Consider the following 26,437-nt stretch of genomic DNA (forward strand, 5'->3'; position numbering starts at 1 on the left):
CAACAGTCAACAGTCAACAGTCAAATAGCTTTGGACTAATGACTATTGACTAGTGACTATTGACTAATTTTTAGCCTTTGAGTTTTTCGGCTTTAGCGATCGCTTCGTTGATGTCGCCTACCAAGTAGAATGCTTGTTCTGGCAGATCATCTAATTCACCAGACAGAATCTTCTGGAAGCCTTTGATAGTATCTTCTAACTTCACGTATTTACCAGGAGAACCGGTGAATACTTCCGCTACGAAGAAAGGCTGAGACAAGAAACGCTCGATTTTGCGCGCCCGTGCTACTGTGAGACGGTCATCTTCAGACAATTCATCTAGACCCAAGATGGCGATGATGTCTTGCAATTCTTTGTAGCGTTGTAGAGTTGCTTGTACAGCACGCGCGGTGTTGTAATGTTCATCACCTACGATGCTGGGTTGCAACATGGTAGAAGTTGAACCTAATGGGTCAACTGCGGGATAAATACCCTTCGCTGCCAAACCACGAGATAGTACAGTTGTACCATCCAAGTGAGCAAATGTAGTTGCAGGTGCGGGGTCGGTCAAGTCGTCCGCAGGAACGTATACAGCTTGAATTGAGGTAATAGAACCTTCGGTAGTGGAGGTAATCCGCTCTTGCAGTTCACCTACGTCAGTACCCAAGGTTGGCTGATATCCTACAGCAGAAGGCATCCGACCTAACAGCGCGGATACTTCCGAACCAGCTTGGACGAAGCGGAAGATGTTGTCAACAAACAGCAGTACGTCTTGTTTGTTTACATCGCGGAAGTATTCTGCCATTGTCAAACCAGACAAACCAACCCGCATTCTCGCTCCGGGTGGTTCGTTCATTTGACCGTACACCAGCGCAATTTTAGATTCGTTGAGGTTATCTTTGTTGATTACCCCAGATTCAATCATTTCATTGTAGAGGTCATTCCCTTCACGGGTACGCTCTCCCACACCAGCAAATACAGACACGCCACCGTGCTGGGTCGCAATGTTGTTGATCAATTCCATCATGATCACGGTTTTGCCCACACCTGCACCGCCGAACAGACCAATTTTACCGCCACGACGATAGGGGGTCAGGAGGTCAACAACCTTAATCCCTGTCTCGAATACGGAAGGCTTGGTTTCTAAGTCAGTGAGTTTAGGCGCGGAACGGTGGATGGGTAAGGTTTCCTCGTTGTTGACGGGGCCTCTGTTGTCTACAGGTTCGCCCAGAACGTTGAAAATCCGTCCCAGGGTAGCTTTACCTACGGGTACGCTGATGGGCGCGCCTGTATCAATAACTTCCAAACCACGTACTAAACCATCGGTAGAACTCATCGCAACGGCGCGGACTTGGTTGTCGCCTAAAAGTTGCTGTACTTCGATGGTGAGGTTGATTTCCTGTCCAGCTTCGTTAGTGCCTTTGATGGTCAAAGCGTTGTAGATTTGCGGTAATTTTCCGCCGGGAAATTTAACGTCTACAACAGGACCAATGATTTGGGTAATGTAACCGATGTTTGTTTTTTCTGCGGTGGTGACCATGCTGCGCCTAATGATTGAAGCTATATTTCAGAATGGGTCTTAGAAGACATAAGATTATGCAATGTCATCTTTCACTCTAACACTGGAGGGGGACAGAGTTCCGTTAGTAATTTCTTAAAAAGTTGTTTGGCGAATTTCTGCCCACCAGCTTGACTGCATGACCCAATTGTTAATCATAAATTGATTCTTAAGACTTACAACATCAGAAAGTTAATTTAATTTCAGTGGTGTTGGGCAAAAATAAAAACTGCCCTATTGCTGATTTGCAAATACGGCAGTGATCAGGTAAAAACCTGATTTAAAGAAGCTTCTTAAAGTCTTAAACTATATGTCTAGCCTTAATTTGCAACTTTTTTTTGCTTACGCTTGAGCAATGAATTAGCACCGAAAGCGGCAAAGACCAGGGTTCCTAATGTCACAGAAGGTTCAGGTATATCAGTTGGAGGTTCAGTGGTAATTCTGAATGTGCTGGTAACGAATAAACCAAACACATTATCATCGTTACTGGGGTTGCGAGTGGTTAATTTGATAAATTTGTCACCTGGGTTGATGAAAGGGTTAGGATTAGCAGTGTTACCCAAAGCTAGATTATAATATTCATCATCGGTTCTAGGTCCACCAGCATCGGTAGCAAAAGGATCTGGGTTGGTAGGACTGTCATCAATACCCCCTACAGTGATTAACGCACCGTTATCTCCCGAACCATCATCTTGACCACCAGCAGAGCTAGTTAATCGCCGAGAAGAAGTAGAGTTAGTTGTTACGTCGATTGTAGTAAACTGGTTAGCTGGCTGAAAACTGAAGCTAGAAGCTAGAGATACCAAGAAATCTCCACTCGTATAGGGTTGAGCAAAATTAAATGTAGTTTCGTCGCCTCCGGTGGAAAGCTCACCATCTAGGATTACAGATGTAAAGCCTAAGGTATCTTCGTTTTCATATGCGACTACTAAAACTGCGCCGTCGTTATCGCCGAGTTCTTCGATAGTGTGGCTTTGCAAACCACCTAAAGAACCTAGAAGGCTGGTAACATCCCAACGAACAGTTGTTGCTGGGTTCAAATCTGGTGTAAGTACAGTAGCATCACTTACTTGTAATAAGTTACCGTTTAGTCTGACATTAGAGACAGGACTAAAATTCCAAATGGAAGAAGCATACAGGTAAGCTTTCCGTACAGTGGAACCTGTGGGTACGTTGGTTCGGATGAAGCCATTGTTACTTGTGCTACCAAAACCATCAATAGAAAGGGCTGCGTTATTAAAAGTGTCTTTAACGAACAAAGCTGCTGATGCAGGTGAACTAGAAACAGCAACACCCACACCCATACCTAAGAGTGCTAATGTGGTCAAGCTAGCCTTGCGGATAGCGAGCTTCTGTAAATTTTTCATGATTTGAAACTTATCCATAAAATCCTCAATTTCTGCCTATTTCCAGTGGGATTGTGATTTTTAGCCAACACAGATGCTCTACTTAAATCGATAAGCCCAAACCTCTACTGTGTGTATTGGTGTTCTGAGCCTATGTGGTTTGCTTAAGAGCTATAATCCACAAGCAGGGTGTAAATTTGCCCTTTGCGGTACTCGCCAACAGCACACAAAAAGTTCTCGAATAAATTACTGAGATTGGCACTATAATTTGCCGTTGTTTGACAATACAAGGGAAACTTAACTCAGTAATTTCCTCATTTGGATATTCAATACACTATGACAAATCTACTTAGACCGCTAGTCTGATGGTGATACCTTTACAAAAAAAATATATTGTAAATTCTGCTAAATCATTTAGCACAACCTAGATATTACCGAGGTTCTCAGAGATTTTTGCATTCAAAGAATTAGTTGAAGCAAGGTAAACTCTTTATGCAGTTTTATTCATGCTTTATATAAAATTAACAATAAAATGACTGATTTTCAGTATATTCAGCTAATAAATGTATTTTGTCACCGTAGAAAATATTTTTATCTGAGCAATACGAGTCTTCAGTAAGTTACTGAAGGAGTGGTGCGATCACACTCCTCAATTCACTACAAGACTCGTAGCAATTAATACTATTCTTTGTCTAATTATCCGGTTTTAAATCAGTAAATAATTGTTGCCAATTAATACTTTGTGATGTATTTGTGCCTTCTTTCACCTCAAAGGTTAAATTACAAGCCTGGTGTGTTTCTAAACTTTTGACACACAATTGAGCCACATCTTCACGGCTGATTTTGCCTCTGATATTATCACCTTGTTCTAGAATTATTTCTTTACCTCCTGTGTCTTCAGTTAAAGCACAGGGTCTAATAATAGTGTAGGGAATACCGCTAGTTCTTAGACTGTCTTCCCCTTTTAATTTCCAGGTTAATATTCCGCCTAATTGGTCATTTAACCTAACTGCGGGTGGTTCTTCATCTAAGTTAATTCCTGGTCTACCAGGACGAGTTACACCGGCGGAACTCACTAGAATAAATTGGGGTGTAGGGATGTCACTATAAGCCTTAATTGAGGATAATTCTAAAGCAAAATTCCCTGGCGAAAAGTGAGGATTTAATGCGCCATCGTATTCAAATTTACTCAACATTAATTGCAAAGATGTAATTCTATCTTGGGGAATTACGGGAGCATCTTTTACAATTTTGGCTCGAAAAACCGGGACAAAATCACTAAAGGGAATGCGGATATTTATCCAATTGTTCGCCACTGTATCAAAAGAATAACTATAGCCTAAGCCATCCCATTTTGTATCTGTACGCAGAAAAACTTTATAACGTTTGCCGTCACCTTTCACGCGCAATTCTACACCTGTATAGCCAGATAAATTAATAGTAGGCTCAAAATTTTTGGTTCTAACAGATGCAAATCCCCCAGAATTAGCAGTGGAAACATTACCAGTAAATACAGCCGTATTTTCTAACAACTGCATATTACTTGCACTCACACCTCCCATAACCACATCATCGAGCGCGCCCCAAATATTCTTTAATTCTACAGAAGGGCTAGTAAAATCAAATATCAGTTTTTCCTTGGCTGATGATAGATATTTCTTAGCAGCTTCTACGAGATTTTTAACACCTTGATATTCCACATTTTCTGGAGTATCACCCACGATTTCTGGTTGATAAAATTTCACACCTTGATAATATTTAGCCCTATCGGCTGTGTCTCCTTCTACTGGTTGCACACGTACTGCTGTACAACAAATTACAGCTTGAATGTTCGCCATTACTAGAGGTGTTAAAGTTTCGGGTTTAGTAATATCCGCAGTTACCAAGTCAACATCATTACCAAGTATGGCTCTAGCTCTATCGATATCTCGTACTAGTGCGCGGACTTTGTAGCCTTGTGCTAATAATTGCTTGACTACCCGTTTACCAACGCCACCTGTTGCACCTGCTACTAAGATTGCACCCATGCTGTTTTCTCCATGAGGTGGATTTTGATGAGGCTGGGAAGCACCTTGGAATAATCGCTTTACCCAGTTCAAGCAAGGAAAAACCTCGAAGTAAGTCAAGGTATTAATAAATCTGCCTAAGTCCCATTGAGAGCGATTTTGATCTGCCACAATTACGTTTTGTTAATGCTTTTCTTGTTACATAATAACGAAGTGGTGAGTGTGGAGTTATGAGTCTTGAGTTGGACAATGCGAAAAAATAAAATATCCAAATAGACGACTTAGTGGGGTGCGTCAGTGCGAGAAAAACTCACTACACCAAAACATGATTCATACTGACGCACACTACATATACTTGACCTTGCCAATTTTAGATTGTGGATGAGTTTTTTGGGTTCAATGATGTCAGCACGTTAGGATATTTGATTAGATATTACTAAATAAATAGAGATTTACTTATGAATCAATTAGAAAAAGCTCAGGCTGAATACGAAAATTTCACAGAGAAATTTGAGAGTGTGATTATTAGTACAGTAAATGAACAAGGTATTCCCAACGCTAGCTATACTCCTTTTGTGACAGATGATGCTAAGAATATATATATATACGTAAGTGGGTTAGCTGCTCATACTCAAAATATTCATATCAATCCTCATGTGTGTGTTTTATTTATCGAGGATGAAAGTCAAACTACTCAAATTTTTGCACGTCGTCGCTTGAGTTTTGATTGTGCTGCGACTTTAATTGAGCGAGAATCTGAGACATGGAATCAAATTGTTGAGCAATTTCAACAACGTTTTGGTGAAATTATCGAAGTTTTGCGCGGCTTGGCTGACTTTCGCATTTTCCGCCTGACTCCAACAGCAGGTAGATTTGTGATTGGATTTGGAGCAGCATACCATATCAGTGGCGATCGCTTAGATCAACTCGCTCAAATCACCGGCGAAAAAGCTAGATGAGAGTAACGAGTGCTGAGTAAAAAGTTAATTCAACTTGTAAAACCGAGGTTTAGGTGTGTGAGGGTGTAGGGATATAAGGGAAAAAACGTGTTTCTTCGTATATATTGCTAGTGTATTGTCATGCTAGTAGGATGCTCATAACTCAGCACTCACAACTCACCCCTATGCTACGTTTTCAACCCCCTGGTTTTGGGCATAAAGTTATTAATACATCCTTGGGAAAAACAGTTTACTATACCCAAACTGCTGCACCTTGGTTAGATTCCGACACAGAAAATTTACCGCCGTTACTGTTCTTACATAATTTTGGCGGTGGTGCTTCTGCTTACGAATGGTCAAAAGTTTATCCGGCTTTTGCTGCTACTCACCGCATCCTTGCACCGGATTTAATTGGTTGGGGAGATTCGGCGCATCCGGTGCGGGATTACCAAATTTCTGACTATCTGACCACTATTACTGAATTTATTACCCAAACTTGTCGCCAACCTGTAACAGTCGTTGCTTCTTCATTAACTGCGGCTTTTAGTATTCGCTTGGCGATTCAGCAACCAGAGTTATTTAAAAATCTGTGTTTAGTCTGTCCTTCTGGGTTTGATGATTTCGGTCAAGGTGCAGGAAGGAGACTACCACTACCCATAATTAATACACCTTTATTAGACAATATTATTTACGGCTTGGGGGCAGAAAATGAAATTGCGGTGAGAAATTTTTTAGAAAGTTTTCTGTTTGCTGAACCACAACGGGTTACGCAGGAGATGGTAGAAGCTTATCTCGCCTCTGCACAACAACCCAATGGGAAATTTGCCGCTTTAGCATTTTTACGCGGGGACTTGTACTTTGACTTGAGTTTGTATATTCAACAACTTACTGTTCCCACAGTGTTCTTTTGGGGAGAGAAGGCGCAATTTACCAGCATCAAGCTAGGACGCAGGTTGAGGAGTTTAAACTTAAATGCGATTCATGAATTTTATGCGATCGCCGACACAGGAGTATTACCCCATCTAGAATTACCAGCTGTATTTACTGGGTTATTACAGAATTTTGTGTGAAAATTTTACCGAACTTTTACATAACTAGTTGTTTGTTCATCAAATTAGATCGGAAAATCAAACAAGTGTGTTGCCTCAAAATAACTAGGCTAGTAAGTTCGATTAAATATGATTGCATTACCACAAATATTTGCTTCTACCCAACCATTTACCATCAACAAAGAAGTAGAACTGTTGATGTGTTGTGCTAAGACAAAAATTGACCCAGAAACAGCAGCTAAAATTAAACAGTTAGTAACCACAGAAATAGATTGGCATTATTTAGTCAAAATTGCGGTTTGGCATAGAGTCCAGACACTTTTGTATACAAATCTCCAGGAAATTTGTCTCAATCAAGTTCCGCCAAACATTTGGGAAGATTTACACAGTCTTTGCCAAAAAATCACCCTCAATAACCTATTTTTGACCCACAAATTGGTTAATATTCTGCAATTATTAGCAGAAAATCATGTTCGCGCCATACCATTTAAAGGTTCTGTCTTAGCAGTTTCCGCCTATGGTAATCTTGCACTGAGAAAATTTAGTGACCTTGATATTCTAGTTAAAAAACAAGATATTCCCAAGACAATAGAAATTTTAAAATCACAAAATTACCACAGTAAAGCTTATTTAACAGAAGCTAGACAAGAACTACAAGAAGTATTTTGTGAATACAGTGTACTCAGTGCAGATAGCAGAGTCTTGATAGATTTACATTGGGAATTAACCCCGACTTATTTCGCCTTTAAACCAAATTTTGATGCACTGTGGAATAGATTACAACCTATCTCTTTAGCCGGTCAAACTATCCTGCAACTTTCTCTAGAAGATTCTCTGCTATATCTTTGTGTCCACGGTTGTAAGGATTTATGGCAAAGGTTAGCTTGGATTTGTGATATCGCTGAACTAATTAAATCACATCCTGAAATTGCCTGGACAAAAGTTTTAGAACAAGCACAAAAACAAGGCTGTGAAAGAATGCTATTACTAGGATTATTCCTCGCTGCCGATATCCAAAAACTGCAACTACCAGAAATAATTAACCAAAGAATCGCACAAAATTCTATTATTTACACCTTGGCTACAGAAGTAAAAACCAGATTATGGATGCACATTGACGAACCATTAGATGTATTTGAGAGGTCTTTTTGGTCTTGGCGTTTAGCTTTTCATTTTAGAGTGATGGAAAGCTGGCGACATAAAATTTTACTGTGTCTCTTTGTAGTGAGATTCGCCATTACTCCCAAGGATCAAGATTATGTGGCTTTACCTCTGCCTAATTATTTAGCTGGTCTTTACTATATGATTCGTCCGGTGAGATTAATCATCAAATTTGGTCTGACTCCATTGAAACGGGGTCTTGATTTGTGTGCGGCTTGGTTGAGCGATCGCCATTAACAATTCAAAATTCAAAATTCAAAATTAAAGACATTTTCAGTCGGGGATTTCAACCCCCACTGAAAATATGCTACGTATAGACGTAGGGGTCTTAAACCCTCTGATTTACGATAAATCCAAGAAAAAGTTATTATGATGATTGCAGTTGTATTTCTTCATATCTAAAAATACAACTCAATTTTTAGAAAACCCACAAATCTCTATTTCTTCTCGGCTAAAAGTATCCTTTAAAACTTTGCGGAGAATACGTTGAATATGCAGGTGTTTTCCTGGCTTGACTTTTGTCAATGTCAACAGCAAAAGATTATTTTCTCCGAAACTTTCTATTCCAGCTACTCGTGTGGGTTCTAAAACATCTTGTTCATCATGCTGTAACTGCTGTCCTAATTTTTCCACTACTCTATACACATGATCCAAATTAGATTCATAGGAAACACTAAATTCTACTCTTGCATATATGTAACGCTTGGAATAATTAATAATTGATCCAATATCACCATTGCGAATTATCTGCAATTGACCATCAGGGTGTCGGACATGAGTAGTTCGTAATTCAATTGCTTCTACAATACCTTCCACACTCCTCTCTTCCATTTTTCCAGCTTCAACATAATCACCTACTAAATAATAATTTTCAAACAAAATTAAGAAGCCACAAACCACATCATTAATCAGATTTTGCGCCCCTAAACCCACTGCTATACCTACAATTCCTGCGCCTGCTAAAATAGGTGCAGGGTCAATGCCAATCAATTTGAGTACAGTTACTCCAGCAGTAAAGTAAACAAAATATTTAGCAAAACTCCTGATTAACGGAATTAGTGTCAGCCGCTTTTGTCTTTGTGCTTCTCCTGCATCTGTAGCTTTTAAGTAGAACTCATCCAGAATAAAATAAGCTACTTCAATCAAAACGTTGCTAATAAAGAAAACCCCAATAATCTGCACAACTCTAGGAGTATAAGCACTAATCCAAGCAATAGGTTGAATTTCTGGAACAACTAAATTTACTATGCCGACATAAAGCACATATTCTAAACACTTTTTCAACAGAGGTATGAGATGACGTAGTCGCTCATATAAACGTAGTAGATTACTAGAACTAGAATATTTCAGACTCAGAGCATCGAGAGTATCAACAATAGTTGCAACAGCCTTAACAATCAGTAAACCAATTGTGATAGTGATATATATTTTTAAAGCGATAAAAGTATATTTAGGAACAACATCTGGAAGGTGAAGAAATTCAGCACAGAGGATAGCAGCAGATATCCAGATAGTATGAATAATAGTTCTCTTTAAGACGTTGAAAAAAGCCTCGACACTCGTATCATTAGCCTTAATGTGATCTACTTTTTTAGCATAGTCACAAACCCAATCTATCCCACGGCTTAAGGGTGTGACACTCAGTTTAACGAGTAAAAGTAAACTCACAGATTTCAGAATTGCTGTGCCGAGATTTACCCAAAATTGCGTAGGTAAACTGCGAATTAAATTCAGTTGAAATTCTTGAACGTTACCACCTCGATACATTACCATTCCATTGACACCAAGCAGTACCAGACATAGCACTACGGTGGTTAAAATTAAAATTCTGCTGATACTGTGGCGTAAAAAGGTGACATTGTCCGTTCTACCTTGCAGCCAAGAAACTTTAGCAATCTGCTTAATTGAGATACCGATTAGCCAGTTAAGTAACGAGAATATTAATACTATAAATACAACTTCACCCAGAATAATTAATATATTCATCTTTTGAATAGAAACTTACCTACTAGCTTGAAAATGCTGATTCACCCAACCTTTAAAAATCTCAAACTTGATGTAAGAACGCAAGGATATTTAAAACACTTAAGATGATTAAGATAAACAATAAATAATATATATATATTGTAGAGCAAAATATAAAATAAGTTTATTTTATAGCGAAATCCAAGTTAAAAAGGGTGGGAAATTTCCCACCCTCTAGATTACGAACCCAGTGCTTTAGCAGTTTGCTCTCTATCCAGCTTCAGCATCAACACACCTAACGGTGGTAAGCACAAATCGATAGAATAAGGTCGATTGTGCATAGACCAATCATCAGTCCATTTACCACCTAAGTTACCCATGTTGCTACCGCCATACTGACGAGCATCGCTATTAAACAACTCAGTGTAAAAGCCTTTCTCTGGTACACCGATGCGATAGTGAGAATGGGGTTGTGGTGTGAAATTACAAATCACCACGACAAAATCACCAGAATCCTTATCACGACGGATAAAGGAAACCACGCTATGGCGATTATCGCTGCAATCAATCCACTCAAACCCCTCACGGACAAAATCCTGAGTGTATAAAGCAGGTTCAGCGCGGTAGAGATGGTTTAAATCTTGGAAAAACTTTTTCAGTTGTTGGTGTGGTTCATGTTGTAACAATTGCCACTCCAAGTCAGCCCACACATTCCACTCACTCCACTGGCCAAATTCCATGCTCATAAACATGGTTTTCTTCCCTGGGTGAGCAAACATATAGGTAAACAAGCAACGCACATTTGCTAACTTTTGCCAGCGATCGCCCGGCATTTTGCCAATGATGTTACTCTTACCATGTACAACCTCATCGTGGGACAACGCCAGCATAAAGTTCTCGCTGTGGTTGTACCACATACTAAAGGTGACATTGTTTTGATGGAATTGGCGAAACCACGGATCCATGCTGAAGTAGTCCAGCATATCGTGCATCCAGCCCATATTCCATTTCAGGTTGAAACCCAAACCACCTGTATATGTAGGCCAAGATACCATCGGCCACGCTGTGGATTCTTCCGCAATCGAAAGTACACCAGGGAAATAACTAAAAATCAAATGGTTGACTTGACGCAGAAAATCTGCTGCTTCTAAGTTTTCTCTACCGCCATACTGGTTGGGTAGCCATTCACCATTTTTGCGACAATAGTCGAGGTAGAGCATAGAGGCTACCGCGTCTACCCGAATACCGTCAATGTGGTATCTATCAAACCAGAACAGCGCATTGGCGACTAAGAAATTGCGGACTTCGTTTCGGTTGTAGTTAAATACCAGCGTTCCCCACTCCTTATGTTCGCCTTTGCGGGGGTCGGCGTGTTCGTAGAGGTGAGTCCCATCAAAGAATGCTAAACCATGTCCATCTTTGGGGAAGTGACCAGGAACCCAATCGACAATCACACCGATGTCGTTTTGGTGACATTGGTCAACAAAATACATGAAGTCTTCCGGGCTACCAAAACGAGATGTAGGAGCATAGTAACCGGTGACTTGATAACCCCAAGAGCCATCAAAGGGATGCTCGGCAATCGGTAATAATTCGATGTGGGTGTATCCCAAATCTTTCACATAGGGAATTAATCTCGCTGCTAACTCCCGATAGGTGAGAAAACGCGAACCAGGATTCAGTTCTGCCGCAATCACCACAGGTTCGGTTTCACCATTAGGTAATATTGATGGTTCTGAAGTTGCAGCGTGTAACCAAGAACCTAAGTGAACTTCATAAACTGAAACTGGCTGTGTTAAGGGGTCTGTGTGGCGGCGTTTTTCTAGCCAGTTCTCATCTTGCCACTGGTAAGAATTTAAATCAGTGACAATGGAGGCTGTTTTCGGACGGGGTTCTTGTTGAAAGCCGTAGGGGTCAGACTTTTCGTAAATGTGTCCTTCCCAGTTTTTGACTTCGTATTTGTAATGCGCTCCAATGGGTAGTTCAGGAATAAATAATTCCCAAACCCCTGTGATCCCTTTACGCATCTGGTGTTTGCGTCCGTCCCACTGGTTGAAGTCGCCCAAAACGGAGACATTCCGCGCATTGGGGGCCCAAACAGCAAAATACACCCCTTTAACACCTTCTACTTCGGTGGGGTGCGCTCCTAATTTTTCGTAAATTCGATGGTGATTACCTTCTGCAAACAAATGTAAATCAAAGTCTGTTAAACGGGGAGAACGAAAGGCGTATGGGTCATAAGTCACCCGTTCGTGTTCTCCCTCTTTGATTTTTAATTGGTAGTTTGATAATTCGGCTGTTTCAATAGTACATTCAAAAAAATGGGGGTGGTGTACCGCTTGCATGGGGTATTCTTGGCGTTGTTCCGGCAAGACTACCCAGGCGGCACTAGCATTGGGAAGGTAGGCACGTACAGCCCAAACGTTTTTACCATTCTGTTCTACTAAATGAGAACCCAGGATTTCAAAAGGATCTTGATGCTGATTCCAAACGATGCTATTAACCTGCTCAGGGGCGATCGTGGTCATGGACATTAAGCTACCTACGTAGAATAAACTGATTGGCTAAATCGGGTTTTGTATATATATATTCTTTACATTTATTTGCAAATTTGTCGCCATCGTTATCCTATCTCAGATTGAATCGTATATACTTACGCAACAAAATTATTCATTAAGATGAGGAATGGGGCATGGACAAACAGGGCATTGCTGCCGTTTTCCTAGTCTCACTGCCTCTTGCCTTCTAATTAATTGCTTTGGCGGATAGAATAGTTAGCAAATGTTGCCTACCACCTGACTCATGACACCTTCACAAGAAGTAGACACCCTAACCACTCCTAATATTGACGCTGAGGGCTATGGCAACTCGGAAAATGATCCTCTCGATGAGTTGCCAGATGAGGTCGAAATGTCTCTTTTCGACCATCTAGAAGAATTACGACAAAGGATTTTCTACTCACTGATTGCTGTAGCTGTGGGTGCTTTCGGTTGTTTTGTAGCTGTCAAACCCATTGTTAAGTTGTTAGAAGTTCCCGCTAAGGGAGTAAAATTCCTACAACTTGCACCAGGAGAATATTTCTTTGTTTCTCTCAAGGTTGCTGCTTACAGTGGTTTGGTACTCTCTAGTCCCTTCATCCTCTATCAAGTGATTCAGTTCGTGTTACCGGGACTGACTCGCCGTGAACGTCGATTGCTGGGGCCGATAGTTTTAGGTTCGAGTGTGTTATTCGTTGCAGGTTTAGTTTTTGCTTATTTACTTTTAATTCCAGCCGCTTTAAATTTCTTTATTAACTATGGTGCAGATGTAGTTGAACAAATTTGGTCAATTGATAAGTATTTTGAATTTGTACTTTTATTAATGTTCAGCACTGGTTTAGCTTTTCAAGTGCCGATCATTCAACTTCTGCTCGCTAATCTAGGCATTGTTTCTTCTGCAACAATGCTTGCAGGTTGGCGTTATGTAATTATGGGAGGAGTAATTTTAGGTGCTATCCTCACACCATCTACAGATCCTCTCACTCAAAGTCTTTTAGCCGGTGCCGTACTGGGTTTATATTTTGGTGGCATTGGTTTAGTGAAACTCTCTGGTAAATAAAGATAAATCAAGAATGCAAATTACCTATGAAGACTTTGAAAAAGTTGATATTCGTGTTGGTAAAGTAATCAAAGTAGAGGAGTTCACTAAAGCACGAAAACCAGCTTATAAGCTATGGATAGACTTTGGTGATTTGGGTATCAAAAAATCTAGCGCACAAATCACCAAATTATATAATCCCAATGATATCGTCAATCAATTTATATTAGCTGTAATTAACTTTCCTCCACGCCAAATAGCTGATTTCATGTCCGAGGTTCTAGTCTTAGGCGTAGTCTTAGATGATGGTGGAGTTGCTTTAATTCAACCAGATAGAGATGTACCTTTAGGTAAACGCATTTTGTAATCAACACTACTACACTGATTGTTCAAGACTTGAATTTGAGTGCCAAGTAATTTAGGATTCCTAATTGATTTTTGAACAAATACGTATTGGCGTGGCAAGCTTTAAATGTTGTACTAAAGCATTGATTTGATCAGCGTACACTGCGGGTAGGCTTACGCCATTGTAAGAGACGCAAGCTACATCTACGGTTATTTTTTTGTTTTAATGTACTACTTTATCCTTGTTACACCACTAACATCTTAATCTTTACACAATAGAAGTTGGCGTTAAAACTTTTCGCCACTGCTTTACTAATGTTTGCAGTTCACCAGACAACCAACTATCAAACTGGGGATATATAGGTAAACGTGGTACTAATTCCCACCCCGCAGGCTGTAAAATTTCTCTTAATTCTCGTTCTTGAAGATGGGGATAATCTGGGTTTACTTCATCTTTCGGGCTAATTCCGCCTAAATCTCTTGCACCAGACTCAAGACAAGCAAGTAACCATTGCTTATCTTTCACTAAATTAGGCGGAATTTGAATTGTAATATCTGACGGTAAAATCTGGCGTGCTTTAGCAATAACTGCTGGTAGCTGATGAGGATCAAACGGCGGCGCGTCAAAGGTTTGCTGATTACCTGGGCTATGGGGTTGTAAGATGACTTCTTGAATATGATGATAACGTTGATGAATTTGAGAAATGGCTGTTAATGTTTCCCAGCAATCATCAGAAGTTTCTCCAATTCCCAATAATAAGCCTGTAGTAAAGGGAATTTGCAATTCTCCCGCCCATTCTAATTGTTGCAGCCTGAGTTCTGGTAATTTACTCGGTGCGTGACGATGAACTGTCTTTAATAATGCTGGGGTTAACTGTTCTAGCATTAAGCCCATTGATACATTGACAGTTTTGAGTCGCTGCATCTCTGCAAAACTCAAAGGCCCTGCATTGGTGTGTGGTAAAAAACCCATCGATAAGGCTAACTCACACAAATCATAAATTCTTTGAAACCAATCTTTACGTTTATGTGAGTGAGTACTCACTTCACCGCTAAGAATGAGAATTTCAAAAACTTGCTGATTTTGGAGTCTTTTTAAGATACCTTCAGCTGCTGACAGACTCAACCAAGGGCTTTTACCAGGGTCAGTGCGAAAATTGCAGTAAGTGCAGCGATTGAAGCATTCATAAGTTGGAACGATTGTGTAAGCAGGGCTGTAGCTGACAAGGAAAGAGTTGGCTAATGGTTTAGTCACAATCTTTGAAGAATAGTAAATGAACAGTGTTAAGCAAAATTAATTTACTCTGTAAGCCCGAAATATCTATAAAAACTCAGTATCAGAGCTTTCCACAGGTTAAACGAGAAAATTTTTTCTCAAAATACTTTACAAAACGCAATACTATGAATTAAGCTATGTAACAGGTTGAAAGACCTAAAACATTCATACCAAAACGTAATCATAAAGAAATGACAGCAACCTTACAACAGCGCAAAAGCGCAAACGTATGGGAGCAGTTCTGCAACTGGATCACCAGCACCAACAACCGCCTATACATCGGCTGGTTCGGTGTATTAATGATCCCCACCTTGCTAGCTGCAACCACCTGCTTCATCATCGCCTTCATCGCTGCACCTCCAGTAGACATCGATGGTATTCGCGAACCCGTAGCAGGTTCCTTAATCTACGGAAACAACATCATCTCCGGAGCAGTTGTTCCCTCCTCCAACGCTATCGGTTTACACTTCTACCCCATCTGGGAAGCAGCATCCTTAGATGAGTGGTTGTACAACGGTGGCCCTTACCAATTGGTAATATTCCACTTCCTGATCGGCGTATTCTGCTACCTCGGTCGTGAATGGGAACTATCCTACCGCTTAGGAATGCGTCCTTGGATCTGCCTAGCATTCTCTGCTCCCGTAGCAGCAGCAACCGCAGTATTCCTCATCTACCCCATCGGACAAGGTTCCTTCTCTGATGGTATGCCCTTGGGAATCTCCGGTACCTTCAACTTCATGATCGTGTTCCAAGCAGAACACAACATCCTGATGCACCCCTTCCACATGTTAGGTGTGGCTGGTGTATTCGGTGGTAGCTTGTTCTCCGCAATGCACGGTTCCTTGGTAACTTCCTCCTTGGTTCGCGAAACCACCGAAAACGAATCCCAAAACTACGGATACAAATTCGGTCAAGAAGAAGAAACCTACAACATCGTAGCTGCACACGGTTACTTCGGTCGCTTAATCTTCCAATACGCTTCCTTCAACAACTCCCGTTCCTTGCACTTCTTCCTAGCTGCATGGCCTGTAATCGGGATTTGGTTCACAGCATTGGGCGTAAGCACAATGGCGTTCAACCTCAACGGTTTCAACTTCAACCAATCAGTGATTGACTCCCAAGGTCGCGTCATCAACACCTGGGCTGACATCATCAACCGCGCTAACTTGGGTATGGAAGTAATGCACGAGCGTAACGCTCACAACTTCCCCTTAGACTTGGCTGCTGGTGAAGTTGCTCCTGTTGCTATCAGCGCACCTGCTATCAACGGTTAATTCTTCAAGCTTCTAGCTGAATAAAAAAGCGTCCTTCCGTTCTGGGGGGACGCTTTTTTGCTTATGAGTTTGTAGTAAGGACTTTAGTCCTGAGATTGAGATGAGGACTAAAGTCCTCACTACGAACTTCTGAATTTTAAAAACGTTGACCTATGCCTAAATGTACTCTGCTTTCACCTTGGTCATTAATACCGTAGTCAGCACGAATTAGACCTAATGGAGAATCTACCCTGACTCCTGCACCATAACCAAAACCAGTACCAGGTTTATTTCTTGCGCCTGCGGGGTCTCCAACAACTGTATCGCCAGAACCTAAATCTGAGGCGAAGTCAGCAAAGACTACACCCCCAAATATTGGGGCAATAGGAAAACGATATTCGGCGGAAGCTAGTACATAACTGCGACCATTACCGACATCGCCAACGTCGTAACCACGTACAGAATTAGAACCACCTAAATTAAAGGTATCGTAGGGGGGTAATTTGCCTAAAACTGTCCCAGCTTGGACATTGACGGCAAATACTTGGGGTTTTTGGTTGTTAAATAAGTTGACTGGCAAATATTGACTGTAATTAGCGGTGAGACGATTCATGGAAATGTTAGCTTCACCGATGGGTACAGATTGTTCCGTACTGAGTCTGAGAACAGAACCTTGGGTGGGATTAATCAGGTTGTCGCGTTGGTCTTTGGTGGCGGTAAAAGATACGGTAGCTAGGTCATCAACACCGTTACCACTAGCCGATAGAGGATTACCTTGAATATCATTGGTGTTAATATTACCTTGGCGATCGCGGATGCTGGTACGAGTATAATTAAAACCTAATGAGGTATCCCAATTATCAATGGGTCGTTGCAAGCTAATACTTGCACCAATCTTACCTTCTCGGACTTTATCACCGTTGGCTAAGGTAATCTGATCATCAAAGGTTTCAGAAAGTTGACGGTTGCGGAAGATTTTGACGGTATAGCCTAAGCGGTCGGGATTTGTCGCCCGATAAGGACTAATAAATTTAGTATCAAATTGCAAATCACGGCTACCAACACCAACATTCACATTTAAAATGTCATTTCTGCCGCCAATATTTTGGTCTTGATAGTTGACAGTCCCAATTAACCCTGAATCAGCATTGTAACTGCCACCCAAATTAATCGCCCGCGCTCCATTTTCCTTGAGTTCATAAATCACATCTAAATTACTAGCATCACCTTCAAAAGCCACATTGATACTTTGAAATAAGCCAGTACGATACAAGTTCTGCACATCTTGACGGACAATATTTTCTTGGAAGACCTGCCCTGGTTTGAGTTGCAGTTGTTGTTTTAAGAAATCTGGTTTGGTACGTCCTGAAACGGGATTACCTTGAGAATCAACGGTTTTACCCTCATCATTTACAAAGCGGAACTTGATATCACTGACTAAACCTTCCGCCACATTGACCGTGAGAATACCTTGGGGATTGGGTTTTATAGATAATACTCGCCCTAAGTTATAACCATTGTCGGTGTACCATTTATTGATTTGTTCGACTGCGGTTTTTAGTTGTGCAGGACTGATGGGTTTACCAACCTGAGACTGAAAAGGTGTGAGGGCGACTTGGTAAGTCAGGGCTTTAGCACCTGATAGTTGCAGCGATCGCACGACCACGGGTTGCACCTGATACACTACATTTAGCCCTGATGGGTTAACGGTAGTATTAACCTCCGCACTGACAAATAAACCAGTCTGTAAAATGGCGGCAATATCACTTTGCAACTGATTTTGGCTAGTTTCTCCCCCCGCCTGAGTTTTGATGAGTTGGCGAATCACTTGCTGTAATTCGGGAGTTGCACCTACTATCTGTACATCGGTAGCTGTGACAACTAAACCGCTTTCAGTCGTGGTGGGTTTGGGGGATGGTGGTGTGACTACAGCAGGTGCAGGAGGCAGGACAACAGGCTTGGAGGATTGAGAAAATTGGAGAGTAATCTCTGTTTCTGGTGCAGCCACATTCTTGAGAGGAGTAGATTTTTCTTCCACTACGGGAACTACAAGATTTTGGTCTGGTGCAGCCTGAGTAGAAGCGGTAGCAGGTGCAGCCATAGCTGATTGCGTAACATTACCAGCCGCCAAAGTAGCTAAAGTCAAAATTGTAGTAGAAGTAACACGCATAATAATTTGAGAAATAGGTCATGGGGAATTGGGCATGGGAAAAAAGCTTATCCCACACAATGTGATGTTTTACACGATTTTATGAATTCCGCAGTAGCGGTATTGAGAATTAAAAATTACGAATTACTGAAATAGACCATTAATTTTGTGATTTTGTTTCTTAAATTAGGGGTATAGGGGTATAAGGGTGTAAGGGTGTAAGGGAAGCAAACAAGATTTTACCCGATGCCCTATTCCCAATGCCCAATCCCTGGTTATGAATGATTTATCTCGCTTATCTTTTGCCTCTAATTTATCCAATGCCGATTCTCGATTGCAGCTATTAGTATTAAGTAATGGTCATGGGGAAGATGTAATTGCTGCCCGCATTTTGCAGGCATTATTGCAACAACCTTACCCACCGGATATCTTTGCATTGCCTTTGGTGGGAGAAGGACACGCCTATCAAAAGTTAAATATTCCCCTAATTGGTACAGTCCGCACAATGCCTTCTGGTGGGTTTGTCTATATGGATGGGCGACAACTGGCGCGGGATGTACGCGGTGGGTTATTACAATTAACTTGGAGTCAAATTCAAGCAGTGCGGCGTTGGGTGCGATCGCAAAAAAAATTCAGCAAGCAAAACGCTGTCTTGGCGGTAGGGGATATTGTCCCGCTATTGTTTGCTTATATCAGTGGAGCTAAATATGCTTTTGTGGGGACAGCCAAATCAGAATATTATGTGCGGGATGAAGTAGGAATTCTCCCTCGACAATCCAAAGCCGCCCGTTGGGAAAACTTTTCTGGTTCGATTTACCATCCTTGGGAAAGGTGGTTAATGAGTCGTCGGCGTTGTAAAGCCGTGTTTCCTAGAGATGGACTGACAGCCAAAATTTTAAATCAGTGGCCGATTCCCGCCTTGAATTTTGGCAATCCCATGATGGATGGACTAGAACCAAGATTTAATACCCAACAACTTTATAGTATTGATAGCCAACAACAAGAATTAACTAGACCACTGATGATTACTTTGCTTCCTGGTTCCCGTCCACCAGAAGCTTATAAAAATTGGGAAATCATTATGGTGGGGGTGTCTGCATTGATGGCGAGTTTTCGGGAGGAAAATTCATTTGTCCCCAATTCCGGTAAAGTGGTATTTTTAGGAGCGATCGCACCCAATTTAGATATACAAGCCTTCGCCAAATCCTTAAAATCTCATGGTTGGCAAGCCTCGACAGAATTCCCCTTACCTTTACCTGATAATCAAGCTCTCATCTTTCAACAAAGAAACGTCTATTTCCTGTTAACGCAACAAGCATACAATGAATGTTTGCATTGGGGAGATGTAGCGATCGCTATGGCTGGGACAGCTACAGAACAGTTTATAGGTTTAGGGAAACCAGCGATCGCCATCCCAGGAGAAGGGCCACAATATAACCCCGCCTTCGCTGAAGCCCAAAGCCGATTGTTAGGCTTATCTTTAATTTTAGTCTCAGAACCAGCAGAAGTAGCTTTGCAAGTGCGATCGCTGTTCACTCATCCTGACAGGTTACACCTGATTGCAGAGAATGGTAGGCAAAGAATGGGTAAGCCTGGTGCAGCACAAAGAATTGCTGAGTGTTTGATGGAAAAATTTTGTTAGTCAATAGTCAATAGTCATTAGTCAATAGTCATTAGTCATTAGTCATTAGTCATTAGTCAGCATCGGCTAAACGCCGCGCTATCGATAACAGCACAGGCTAAACGCCCTGCTTCCGCTAACACCACTCACCACTCAGCACTCACCACTCAGCACTCATTACTCAAAAAATTAACCTGTAATTGGCAGGGAAATGATGAATTCTGTTCCTTCTTTTAAAACGGAATTAACCTCGATTTTCCCGCCGTGTTTTTCTTCCACAATTTGACGAGCGATCGCCAGTCCTAACCCCGTACCTTTACCTACACCTTTAGTAGTAAATAAATGGTCAAAGATGCGGTCTTGCACATCTTTACTCATGCCTTCACCATTATCTTGGATATGAATATAGACTTGATTGGCAATTACTCTGGTACGAATAGTAATTTTTTGGGGTTGATTTTCCAGTTCCTCAAATGTGTACTTTTGTGCCACATCATCGAACATATCAATGGCATTAGCCAAGATATTCATAAATACTTGGTTTAATTGCCCAGGAAAGCATTTAATTGAGGGTAAATCACCGTATTCTTGCTCAATGATAATAGCTGGGCGATGTTCGTCAGCTTTGAGACGGTATTTTAAAATCAGCAGTGTACTATCAATCCCTTCATGAAGGTTAGCCATAACTTTGTAATCAGTATCAGCACGGGAGAAGGTGCGTAAGCTGGTACTAATCGATTTAATGCGCTCAGTAGCTCCCGTCATCGCATCAAGCAATTTAGGTAAATCTGCCATCACAAATTCTAAATCGATATCTTCGGCATTTTCTTGAATCTCTGATGTGGGCTGGGGATAATGTTTTTGATAAAGTTCTAAATGTCCTAATAGGTCTTTTACATAGTCATGAGCATTGCTGATACTACCGTTGAGGAAACCAATGGGGTTATTGACTTCATGAGCTACACCTGCGACCAAATTACCCAAAGATGCCATTTTTTCACTTTGGACTATTTGCAGTTGCGATTGCTTTAAATCTAACAATGCTTGATTAAGTTGTTTGGCTTTATCTTGTCGTTGATTAGACTCTATAGCTAGGGCAATTAAATTAGCCACTGAACGAATAAAGTTTTGTTCCGATGGAGTCCAAGTTCGTTTTTCTCCAACGTGTTCACAACAGATCACTCCTCCCATGTCTCCATTAATTTGGAAACTAGAATCTAGCATAGATGAAATATTCAAGACATCTAGATAACCTTTGCTAAATTGACAGGTGCGGGGATCATTCATAGCATCATCAGCAGCAATAATTGGTTGTGACTTCACAGCAACAAAATAGGCGGGATAATCAGCCACTATGAGTTCAAATCCTCGTGAATGTTCTTGAGAAGAACGTTGAAATAAATCCATACATTGGATTTTGCTTTGATCTTCATTAAATAGCCAAACACTAACTCTTTCTGTTTGTAAGGTGTAAGCTGTAACCTGTGTCAGTTCTACAAATGCTGCACTTAAATTTCCTTGATTAATTGCTGGACTTTGAGAAAGCTGAAGCAGAGCTAAAGCTTGTCTTTGTAGTGTTTTTTCTTCTTGGAGTAATTGTTTTTGTGCTATTTGTAATGTTTTGAGAGATGTTTCTAATTGTTGGGCATAGTTTTGAGATTGTTGATAAAGACGAGCATTTTCCAGCGAAATGGCGGCTTGAGTACAAAGAAAATTGAGAATGAGGACGCGATCGCTAGTAAATACCCCACTAGTAGACTGATTTTTCAAATACAAAATCCCAATTAAATTGCCCTGATTGAGAATCGGTAAACATAGCACACTTTTCGGTTGCTTCTGAGTTAAATATATGCCAATCACAGGTAAATCTGTTTTGAGATCATTAATTACTACCACTTGTTGGGTATTTTTGACGTACTGAATCAGCTTAATGGGTAACTTAGGATTATTCTCTAGAGGTTCAGCGTACAGCTCGGTATTTTCAGGTGTGGCAATAGCTCGTAGTAACCAATTCCCATCACTATCAGGTAGGATGATAGCGCAGCGATCACCACCAGAATTTTGCAGAATAATCTGAGTTAGTTGATGCAGTAATTCATTTAATTCAATTGTGCTGGATAGGCTTTGGGATGCCTTCAAAATTGCAGCAAAATCTAGAAATGTATTGATACGGGTACTAGAGGAAGTTGTAGCAGTGTAAGAAGAATGAATTGAGAGGTTAGGGCTAGTAATCGCCCCCAGGGTTTCCCAGGGGTTGATGCTGGATGTAGTCTGCTGGAAAATGGGGCGCAATAAGTTAGGGTAGAGGCTTTCTAACTCTTTGGTTTTAGCTGCTGCACCCCAATGAGCATAGCCGTAGTAAGCTTCCTGCATATAAACTGCCGCAATTCTGTCCTTACCCGAAGCTAGGTAAAATTTAGCAGCAAGTTCATGGGCAAGAGCAGCTTCTTGGAGATAGTTTTTACCTTGAGCTTCAGCGATCGCGCGATCGTAAAAATCCCCTGCTTCATATTTTTTTCCTAATACTCGACAGATTTCAGCTTCTACCAGCTGAAATTTGTGCAGGTAATTCATGGGGGCATAATCTGCCCATATCTTCATAGACTTTTGATTGCTTTTTACCTTTTCTAAATAAGCATTTGCTGTCACTGTATCTACACTCTTATACAATGACAAAAGACTCAATGATTGATAAAAATTCTTCAAAGGAACAATTAGTAAACCAGCCGCACCCTGTTCATATTCTTCAAATTTATCAGCATAATCCTTTCCAGTTTGAGCATCACTAAATAAGTAAGACAGTAGTAGTTTTGCTAGATAGACATAGCAAATACCATTGACATTACGGCTAGCAATTAAAGCAGGTAAATCCACAGTTTCATTAAAGCTAGAACCAATAAGCATCATAGGATTTTCAGCATTACCACGCAGGTTAATTACTGTTTGTCGCCATGTATTTGCCCAAATTAAAGAAGCTTCCTGCTTGATATTTTCAATCAGTTGGCAGTATTTATTGGCTTCAGATTCCGCCGTTTCTAGATTTTCTCCTGTCCAAAATAAAAATTGGCAATAACAATTAGCACAATATCCCACATACTCTAAATCGCCATGTTCCAACCCACTAGTTAAACCAGCTAAAAATATAGGTAATGTAGAACGGATGGAATCTCGCCAATGTTTAATAAATAAAGCAAAAGTCAGATTAACTTTACTGGTTAATTCTTTAGCTTGCAGTCGCTCTAAAACAATAGTGGCTAATTCTCCAAATTGATAGCCGCGTTCAATTTCACCAGTAGCACATAGAAATAGACCATAAAAACTATAAGCAATTGCAGCTTGGGGAGAGTTACCAAATTGAATACAGATTTTCACCATTGTAAAAATCTTTAAGGGTAACAACTCAGGTTTAGCTAAATACACAGATGCAAATAAACCAACTAGAATTCGCATAGCGGCGGCTTGATGAGAATCTACCAAAATTGGTAGATTAGCGAGGCTAGCGATTGGGCGATCGCCTAACATCATTTTGAGTTTTTGATGTTGAGCAATCATTGTTTCAAAATCACATGATTCGGGGAAATCTATACCCAATAAATCAAGGGCTTCTCTACCTGTATTGATAGCTTCTATCAGTTGATTTTGGGCTGTATATGATTGAATTTGAATTTCATAAACCTTGATTTTATCTAATGAATTTTGTGCTGATTCTAGCGTTTTTTGAATGATATATTTACAGTTTTCAAAATTAGTATTTAAATATTCTGACTCAGCTAAAGATTCATATAATCTCAAAGTTAATGTATATTGACTCTGCCAACTATCAACATTTAAAAGCATTAGACCAGTATTTAAATAATTGACAGCCGCACTGTAAGCTGTAGCAACTTTCGCCTTATTACCTGCCCTTAAGTTTAATTGAGCTAATTTTTCTCTGGCAGATAATTCGTCAATCAATTCAATACCTATATTTAATTGATTGACAATATCAAAGATGCGGGTTTCTAAATCTTGCTCTATTGTATTGTGCAGCAGTAATTCGCCAATTTTCAGATGTGTGGCTTGTTTTTGGGCATTAGGAATCAAGGAGTAAGCAGCTTGTTGGACACGATCATGTAAAAATCTATAAGTTAAATTTTCACCTTTGGGAGTATTGATATTGACTTGCTCATCAATCAAATAAAATTTATAAACCTCACTTTGGGGCAGAATTAATCCTTCTTGTAAAGCCTTCCATAAAGCTACAGCAGCATCGGCTTGCAGCTGCTCAGAAACAATTGCTAAAGTCGCTAAATCAAATTGATTACCAATACAAGCAGCTAATTTGAGAATATTTTGCGTTTCCTGTGGTAACTTCTGCAACTGCTGTGCCATAAATGCCACCACATCATCGGTGAGAGATAGGGCATTGATTTGGGCAATATCACATTCCCAATAACCATGCTGACGGTTAAAAGTAATTTGCCCGTCTTCGTATAATGCTTTGAGAAATTGAGTGATAAAAAAGGGATTACCCTTGGTCTTACGAAAAATTAATTCTGTCAAAGGCAGCGATCGCTCAATTAGACAATGTAATGTATCAGCAACCAACTGATTTGTATCACTTAAGTTTAAAGGTGCGAGGGTAATTGTACTAACGATTTTTCCAGTTTGTTGGAGTTGATCAATAGTCAACATCAAAGGATGTGTAGGGGAAACCTCATTATCACGATAAGCCCCCAATAAAAGCAGATAATTCTTATCCGCCATTAACAATTTCATCAACTGTAAAGAAGCAGAATCTGCCCACTGCAAATCATCCAAAAACATCACTAACGGATGTTCTTTAGTGGTGAACACTGCAATAAATTTCTGGAACAATAAATTAAAGCGATTTTGGGCAGCAGTGCCAGAAAGTTCCGTGGCAGGTGGTTGTTGACCAATCAACCTTTCAAGTTCTGGCATGACTTCAATCAACACTTGCCCGTTGTCTCCTACGGCCGCTAAAATCTCACTGCGCCATTTTTGTAGTTGACTATCGGATTCGGAAAGTAACTGTCCAATCAAATCGCGTAAAGCTTGGACAAAGGCTAACAGAGGCAAATTGCGATTGAATTGGTCAAACTTCCCTTTGATGAAATATCCTTGTTGGCGAGTAATGGGTTTGTGAACTTCATTGACAACGGCAGTTTTTCCAATCCCCGAAAACCCCGCCACTAGCATCATTTCTGTGCTGCCATTGGCGACTCGCTCAAATGCTTGTAGTAATGTTGTGACTTCTGTTTCTCTACCGTAGAGTTTTTCGGGAATTAAAAAGCGATCGCAAATATCCCGTTTACCAATTTTAAAGTCAGTGATTTCGCCTGTTTGTTGTAATTGTGCAAGACAAATTTCTAAATCAAATTGTAATCCTAAAGCACTTTGATATCTATCTTCGGCATTTTTCGCCATTAATTTCATCACTATATCTGAAATTACCTGGGGAATTTCTGCATTTGCCATTTCCTTGACTGGTTTGGCAATGTGACAATGTAATAACTCCATTGGGTCATCACAAATAAATGGTAAATTCCCGGTGAGTAATTCATAAAATGTCACGCCTAAAGAATAAAAATCACTACGATAATCAATACCGCGATTCATTCTCCCCGTTTGTTCGGGGGAAATATAGGTGAGTGTGCCTTCTAAGACATTAGGACTTTTGATTTCTGGGGTTTCTTTGGGTAGGAGTGAGGCGATACTAAAGTCGATGAGTTCTATTTGTTGGCTGTGGGTATGGATGAGAATATTGGCAGGTTTGATGTCTTTATGAATGACACGATTTTGATGTAAGTTGTGCAGAATTTGACTAAGTTGAATGGCGATAGTGAGAAATTCTTTTAGGGATAATCGGTGGTATTTGATGTATTCGCGCAGGGCAATGGCACCTGTATCTGGCATGACTAAAATGTAGCCATGTCCGTAGGTTTCTAGGGCTAAGGGTTGGATGATTCCGGGAATTTGCAGATTTTTACTGATGGTGTATTGATTACGAAACTGTAGTAATTCTTGAAAATTGGGATATTCTGAGGTCAGTAGTTTAATGACTACTGATTGTTGCGATTGTTGGCGGATGGCTCGATACACTCTGGTTCTTGAGCCTGCATATATTTGTGAGATGATTTGATATCCAGGAATCAACAGTTTTGTAGTCTCATTAGCCATGTGTACAACCTTATGGTGTGAGTTAGTTCCGGCCT

General features: G+C 40.5%; 15 protein-coding genes. 7 read left to right on the plus strand and 8 right to left on the minus strand.

The window, feature by feature from the left end; genetic code table 11:
* Positions 1–70: 70 nt before the first annotated feature.
* The 3 genes from atpD to CLI64_RS01535 form a co-directional block, all read right to left on the minus strand.
* A complete protein-coding gene (atpD, locus tag CLI64_RS01525; RefSeq protein ID WP_103135579.1) occupies positions 71–1,519 on the minus strand; it encodes a F0F1 ATP synthase subunit beta in 1,449 nt (482 codons plus the stop codon).
* A gap of 338 nt (positions 1,520–1,857) precedes the next feature.
* On the minus strand, positions 1,858–2,922 hold the full coding sequence (locus tag CLI64_RS01530; protein ID WP_225977477.1) for a DUF3344 domain-containing protein: 1,065 nt from the start codon (positions 2,920–2,922) through the stop codon (positions 1,858–1,860).
* A 653-nt stretch (positions 2,923–3,575) separates the two neighbouring features.
* Entirely contained in the window at positions 3,576–5,060 is a 1,485-nt protein-coding gene (locus CLI64_RS01535) for a CIA30 family protein (protein ID WP_103135580.1), read from the minus strand.
* Positions 5,061–5,347: 287 nt separating this feature from the next.
* Between CLI64_RS01535 and CLI64_RS01540 the strand changes: the two genes are divergently transcribed.
* The 3 genes from CLI64_RS01540 to CLI64_RS01550 all read left to right on the plus strand — a co-directional run bounded on the left by CLI64_RS01540 (position 5,348) and on the right by CLI64_RS01550 (position 8,274).
* A complete protein-coding gene (locus CLI64_RS01540; protein WP_103135581.1) occupies positions 5,348–5,848 on the plus strand; it encodes a HugZ family protein in 501 nt (166 codons plus the stop codon).
* Between the two features lie 164 nt (positions 5,849–6,012).
* Positions 6,013–6,897 (plus strand): alpha/beta fold hydrolase, encoded by an 885-nt coding sequence (locus tag CLI64_RS01545; RefSeq protein WP_103140545.1) that lies wholly within the window; start codon positions 6,013–6,015, stop codon positions 6,895–6,897.
* 108 nt (positions 6,898–7,005) lie between these two features.
* Complete coding sequence (locus CLI64_RS01550; protein WP_103135582.1) at positions 7,006–8,274, plus strand: nucleotidyltransferase family protein; 1,269 nt, start codon at positions 7,006–7,008, stop codon at positions 8,272–8,274.
* Between the two features lie 174 nt (positions 8,275–8,448).
* Here the strand turns inward: CLI64_RS01550 and CLI64_RS01555 are convergent, their stop codons facing one another.
* Together CLI64_RS01555 and glgB are read right to left on the minus strand one after the other, a co-directional pair.
* On the minus strand, positions 8,449–10,023 hold the full coding sequence (locus CLI64_RS01555) for a mechanosensitive ion channel family protein (protein ID WP_103135583.1): 1,575 nt from the start codon (positions 10,021–10,023) through the stop codon (positions 8,449–8,451).
* A gap of 218 nt (positions 10,024–10,241) precedes the next feature.
* Complete coding sequence (glgB, locus tag CLI64_RS01560) at positions 10,242–12,530, minus strand: 1,4-alpha-glucan branching enzyme (RefSeq protein ID WP_103135584.1); 2,289 nt, start codon at positions 12,528–12,530, stop codon at positions 10,242–10,244.
* 274 nt (positions 12,531–12,804) lie between these two features.
* Here glgB and tatC point away from each other — a divergent pair, with 274 nt between their 5' ends.
* Together tatC and CLI64_RS01570 are read left to right on the plus strand one after the other, a co-directional pair.
* Entirely contained in the window at positions 12,805–13,599 is a 795-nt protein-coding gene (gene tatC / locus CLI64_RS01565; RefSeq protein WP_103135585.1) for a twin-arginine translocase subunit TatC, read from the plus strand.
* A gap of 13 nt (positions 13,600–13,612) precedes the next feature.
* Positions 13,613–13,945 carry a tRNA-binding protein gene (locus CLI64_RS01570; RefSeq protein ID WP_103135586.1) on the plus strand — a complete coding sequence of 111 codons (333 nt, stop codon included), beginning with the start codon at positions 13,613–13,615 and terminating at the stop codon, positions 13,943–13,945.
* 246 nt (positions 13,946–14,191) lie between these two features.
* Here the strand turns inward: CLI64_RS01570 and cofG are convergent, their stop codons facing one another.
* Positions 14,192–15,178, minus strand: a complete 987-nt coding sequence (gene cofG / locus CLI64_RS01575; RefSeq protein ID WP_103135587.1) for a 7,8-didemethyl-8-hydroxy-5-deazariboflavin synthase subunit CofG — start codon at positions 15,176–15,178, stop codon at positions 14,192–14,194.
* A 212-nt stretch (positions 15,179–15,390) separates the two neighbouring features.
* On the opposite strand from cofG, the gene psbA reads away from it, so the two are divergent.
* Positions 15,391–16,473: a photosystem II q(b) protein gene (gene psbA, locus CLI64_RS01580; protein ID WP_103135588.1), complete on the plus strand. Its 1,083-nt coding sequence runs from the start codon at positions 15,391–15,393 to the stop codon at positions 16,471–16,473.
* A 136-nt stretch (positions 16,474–16,609) separates the two neighbouring features.
* Here psbA and CLI64_RS01585 read toward each other — a convergent pair whose 3' ends face one another.
* Positions 16,610–18,622 (minus strand): outer membrane protein assembly factor, encoded by a 2,013-nt coding sequence (locus CLI64_RS01585; protein WP_103135589.1) that lies wholly within the window; start codon positions 18,620–18,622, stop codon positions 16,610–16,612.
* A gap of 256 nt (positions 18,623–18,878) precedes the next feature.
* Between CLI64_RS01585 and CLI64_RS01590 the strand changes: the two genes are divergently transcribed.
* On the plus strand, positions 18,879–20,243 hold the full coding sequence (locus CLI64_RS01590) for a lipid-A-disaccharide synthase-related protein (protein WP_103135590.1): 1,365 nt from the start codon (positions 18,879–18,881) through the stop codon (positions 20,241–20,243).
* A 168-nt stretch (positions 20,244–20,411) separates the two neighbouring features.
* On the opposite strand, the gene CLI64_RS01595 is transcribed toward CLI64_RS01590, so the two are convergent.
* Positions 20,412–26,402, minus strand: coding sequence for an AAA family ATPase (locus CLI64_RS01595; protein ID WP_103135591.1), 5,991 nt, complete (start codon positions 26,400–26,402; stop codon positions 20,412–20,414).
* Between the last annotated feature and the right edge of the window lie 35 nt (positions 26,403–26,437).

This window comes from Nostoc sp. CENA543 (assembly GCF_002896875.1).
Lineage (GTDB): Bacteria > Cyanobacteriota > Cyanobacteriia > Cyanobacteriales > Nostocaceae > Trichormus.

Coding starts and splice junctions, on each gene's coding strand:
- atpD (WP_103135579.1), bottom strand. CDS start 1,519: ATGGTCACCACCGCAGAAAAAACAAACATCGGTTACATTACCCAAATC.
- CLI64_RS01530 (WP_225977477.1), bottom strand. CDS start 2,922: ATGGATAAGTTTCAAATCATGAAAAATTTACAGAAGCTCGCTATCCGC.
- CLI64_RS01540 (WP_103135581.1), top strand. CDS start 5,348: ATGAATCAATTAGAAAAAGCTCAGGCTGAATACGAAAATTTCACAGAG.
- CLI64_RS01545 (WP_103140545.1), top strand. CDS start 6,013: ATGCTACGTTTTCAACCCCCTGGTTTTGGGCATAAAGTTATTAATACA.
- CLI64_RS01550 (WP_103135582.1), top strand. CDS start 7,006: ATGATTGCATTACCACAAATATTTGCTTCTACCCAACCATTTACCATC.
- CLI64_RS01555 (WP_103135583.1), bottom strand. CDS start 10,023: ATGAATATATTAATTATTCTGGGTGAAGTTGTATTTATAGTATTAATA.
- glgB (WP_103135584.1), bottom strand. CDS start 12,530: ATGACCACGATCGCCCCTGAGCAGGTTAATAGCATCGTTTGGAATCAG.
- tatC (WP_103135585.1), top strand. CDS start 12,805: ATGACACCTTCACAAGAAGTAGACACCCTAACCACTCCTAATATTGAC.
- CLI64_RS01570 (WP_103135586.1), top strand. CDS start 13,613: ATGCAAATTACCTATGAAGACTTTGAAAAAGTTGATATTCGTGTTGGT.
- psbA (WP_103135588.1), top strand. CDS start 15,391: ATGACAGCAACCTTACAACAGCGCAAAAGCGCAAACGTATGGGAGCAG.
- CLI64_RS01585 (WP_103135589.1), bottom strand. CDS start 18,622: ATGCGTGTTACTTCTACTACAATTTTGACTTTAGCTACTTTGGCGGCT.
- CLI64_RS01590 (WP_103135590.1), top strand. CDS start 18,879: ATGAATGATTTATCTCGCTTATCTTTTGCCTCTAATTTATCCAATGCC.
- CLI64_RS01595 (WP_103135591.1), bottom strand. CDS start 26,402: ATGGCTAATGAGACTACAAAACTGTTGATTCCTGGATATCAAATCATC.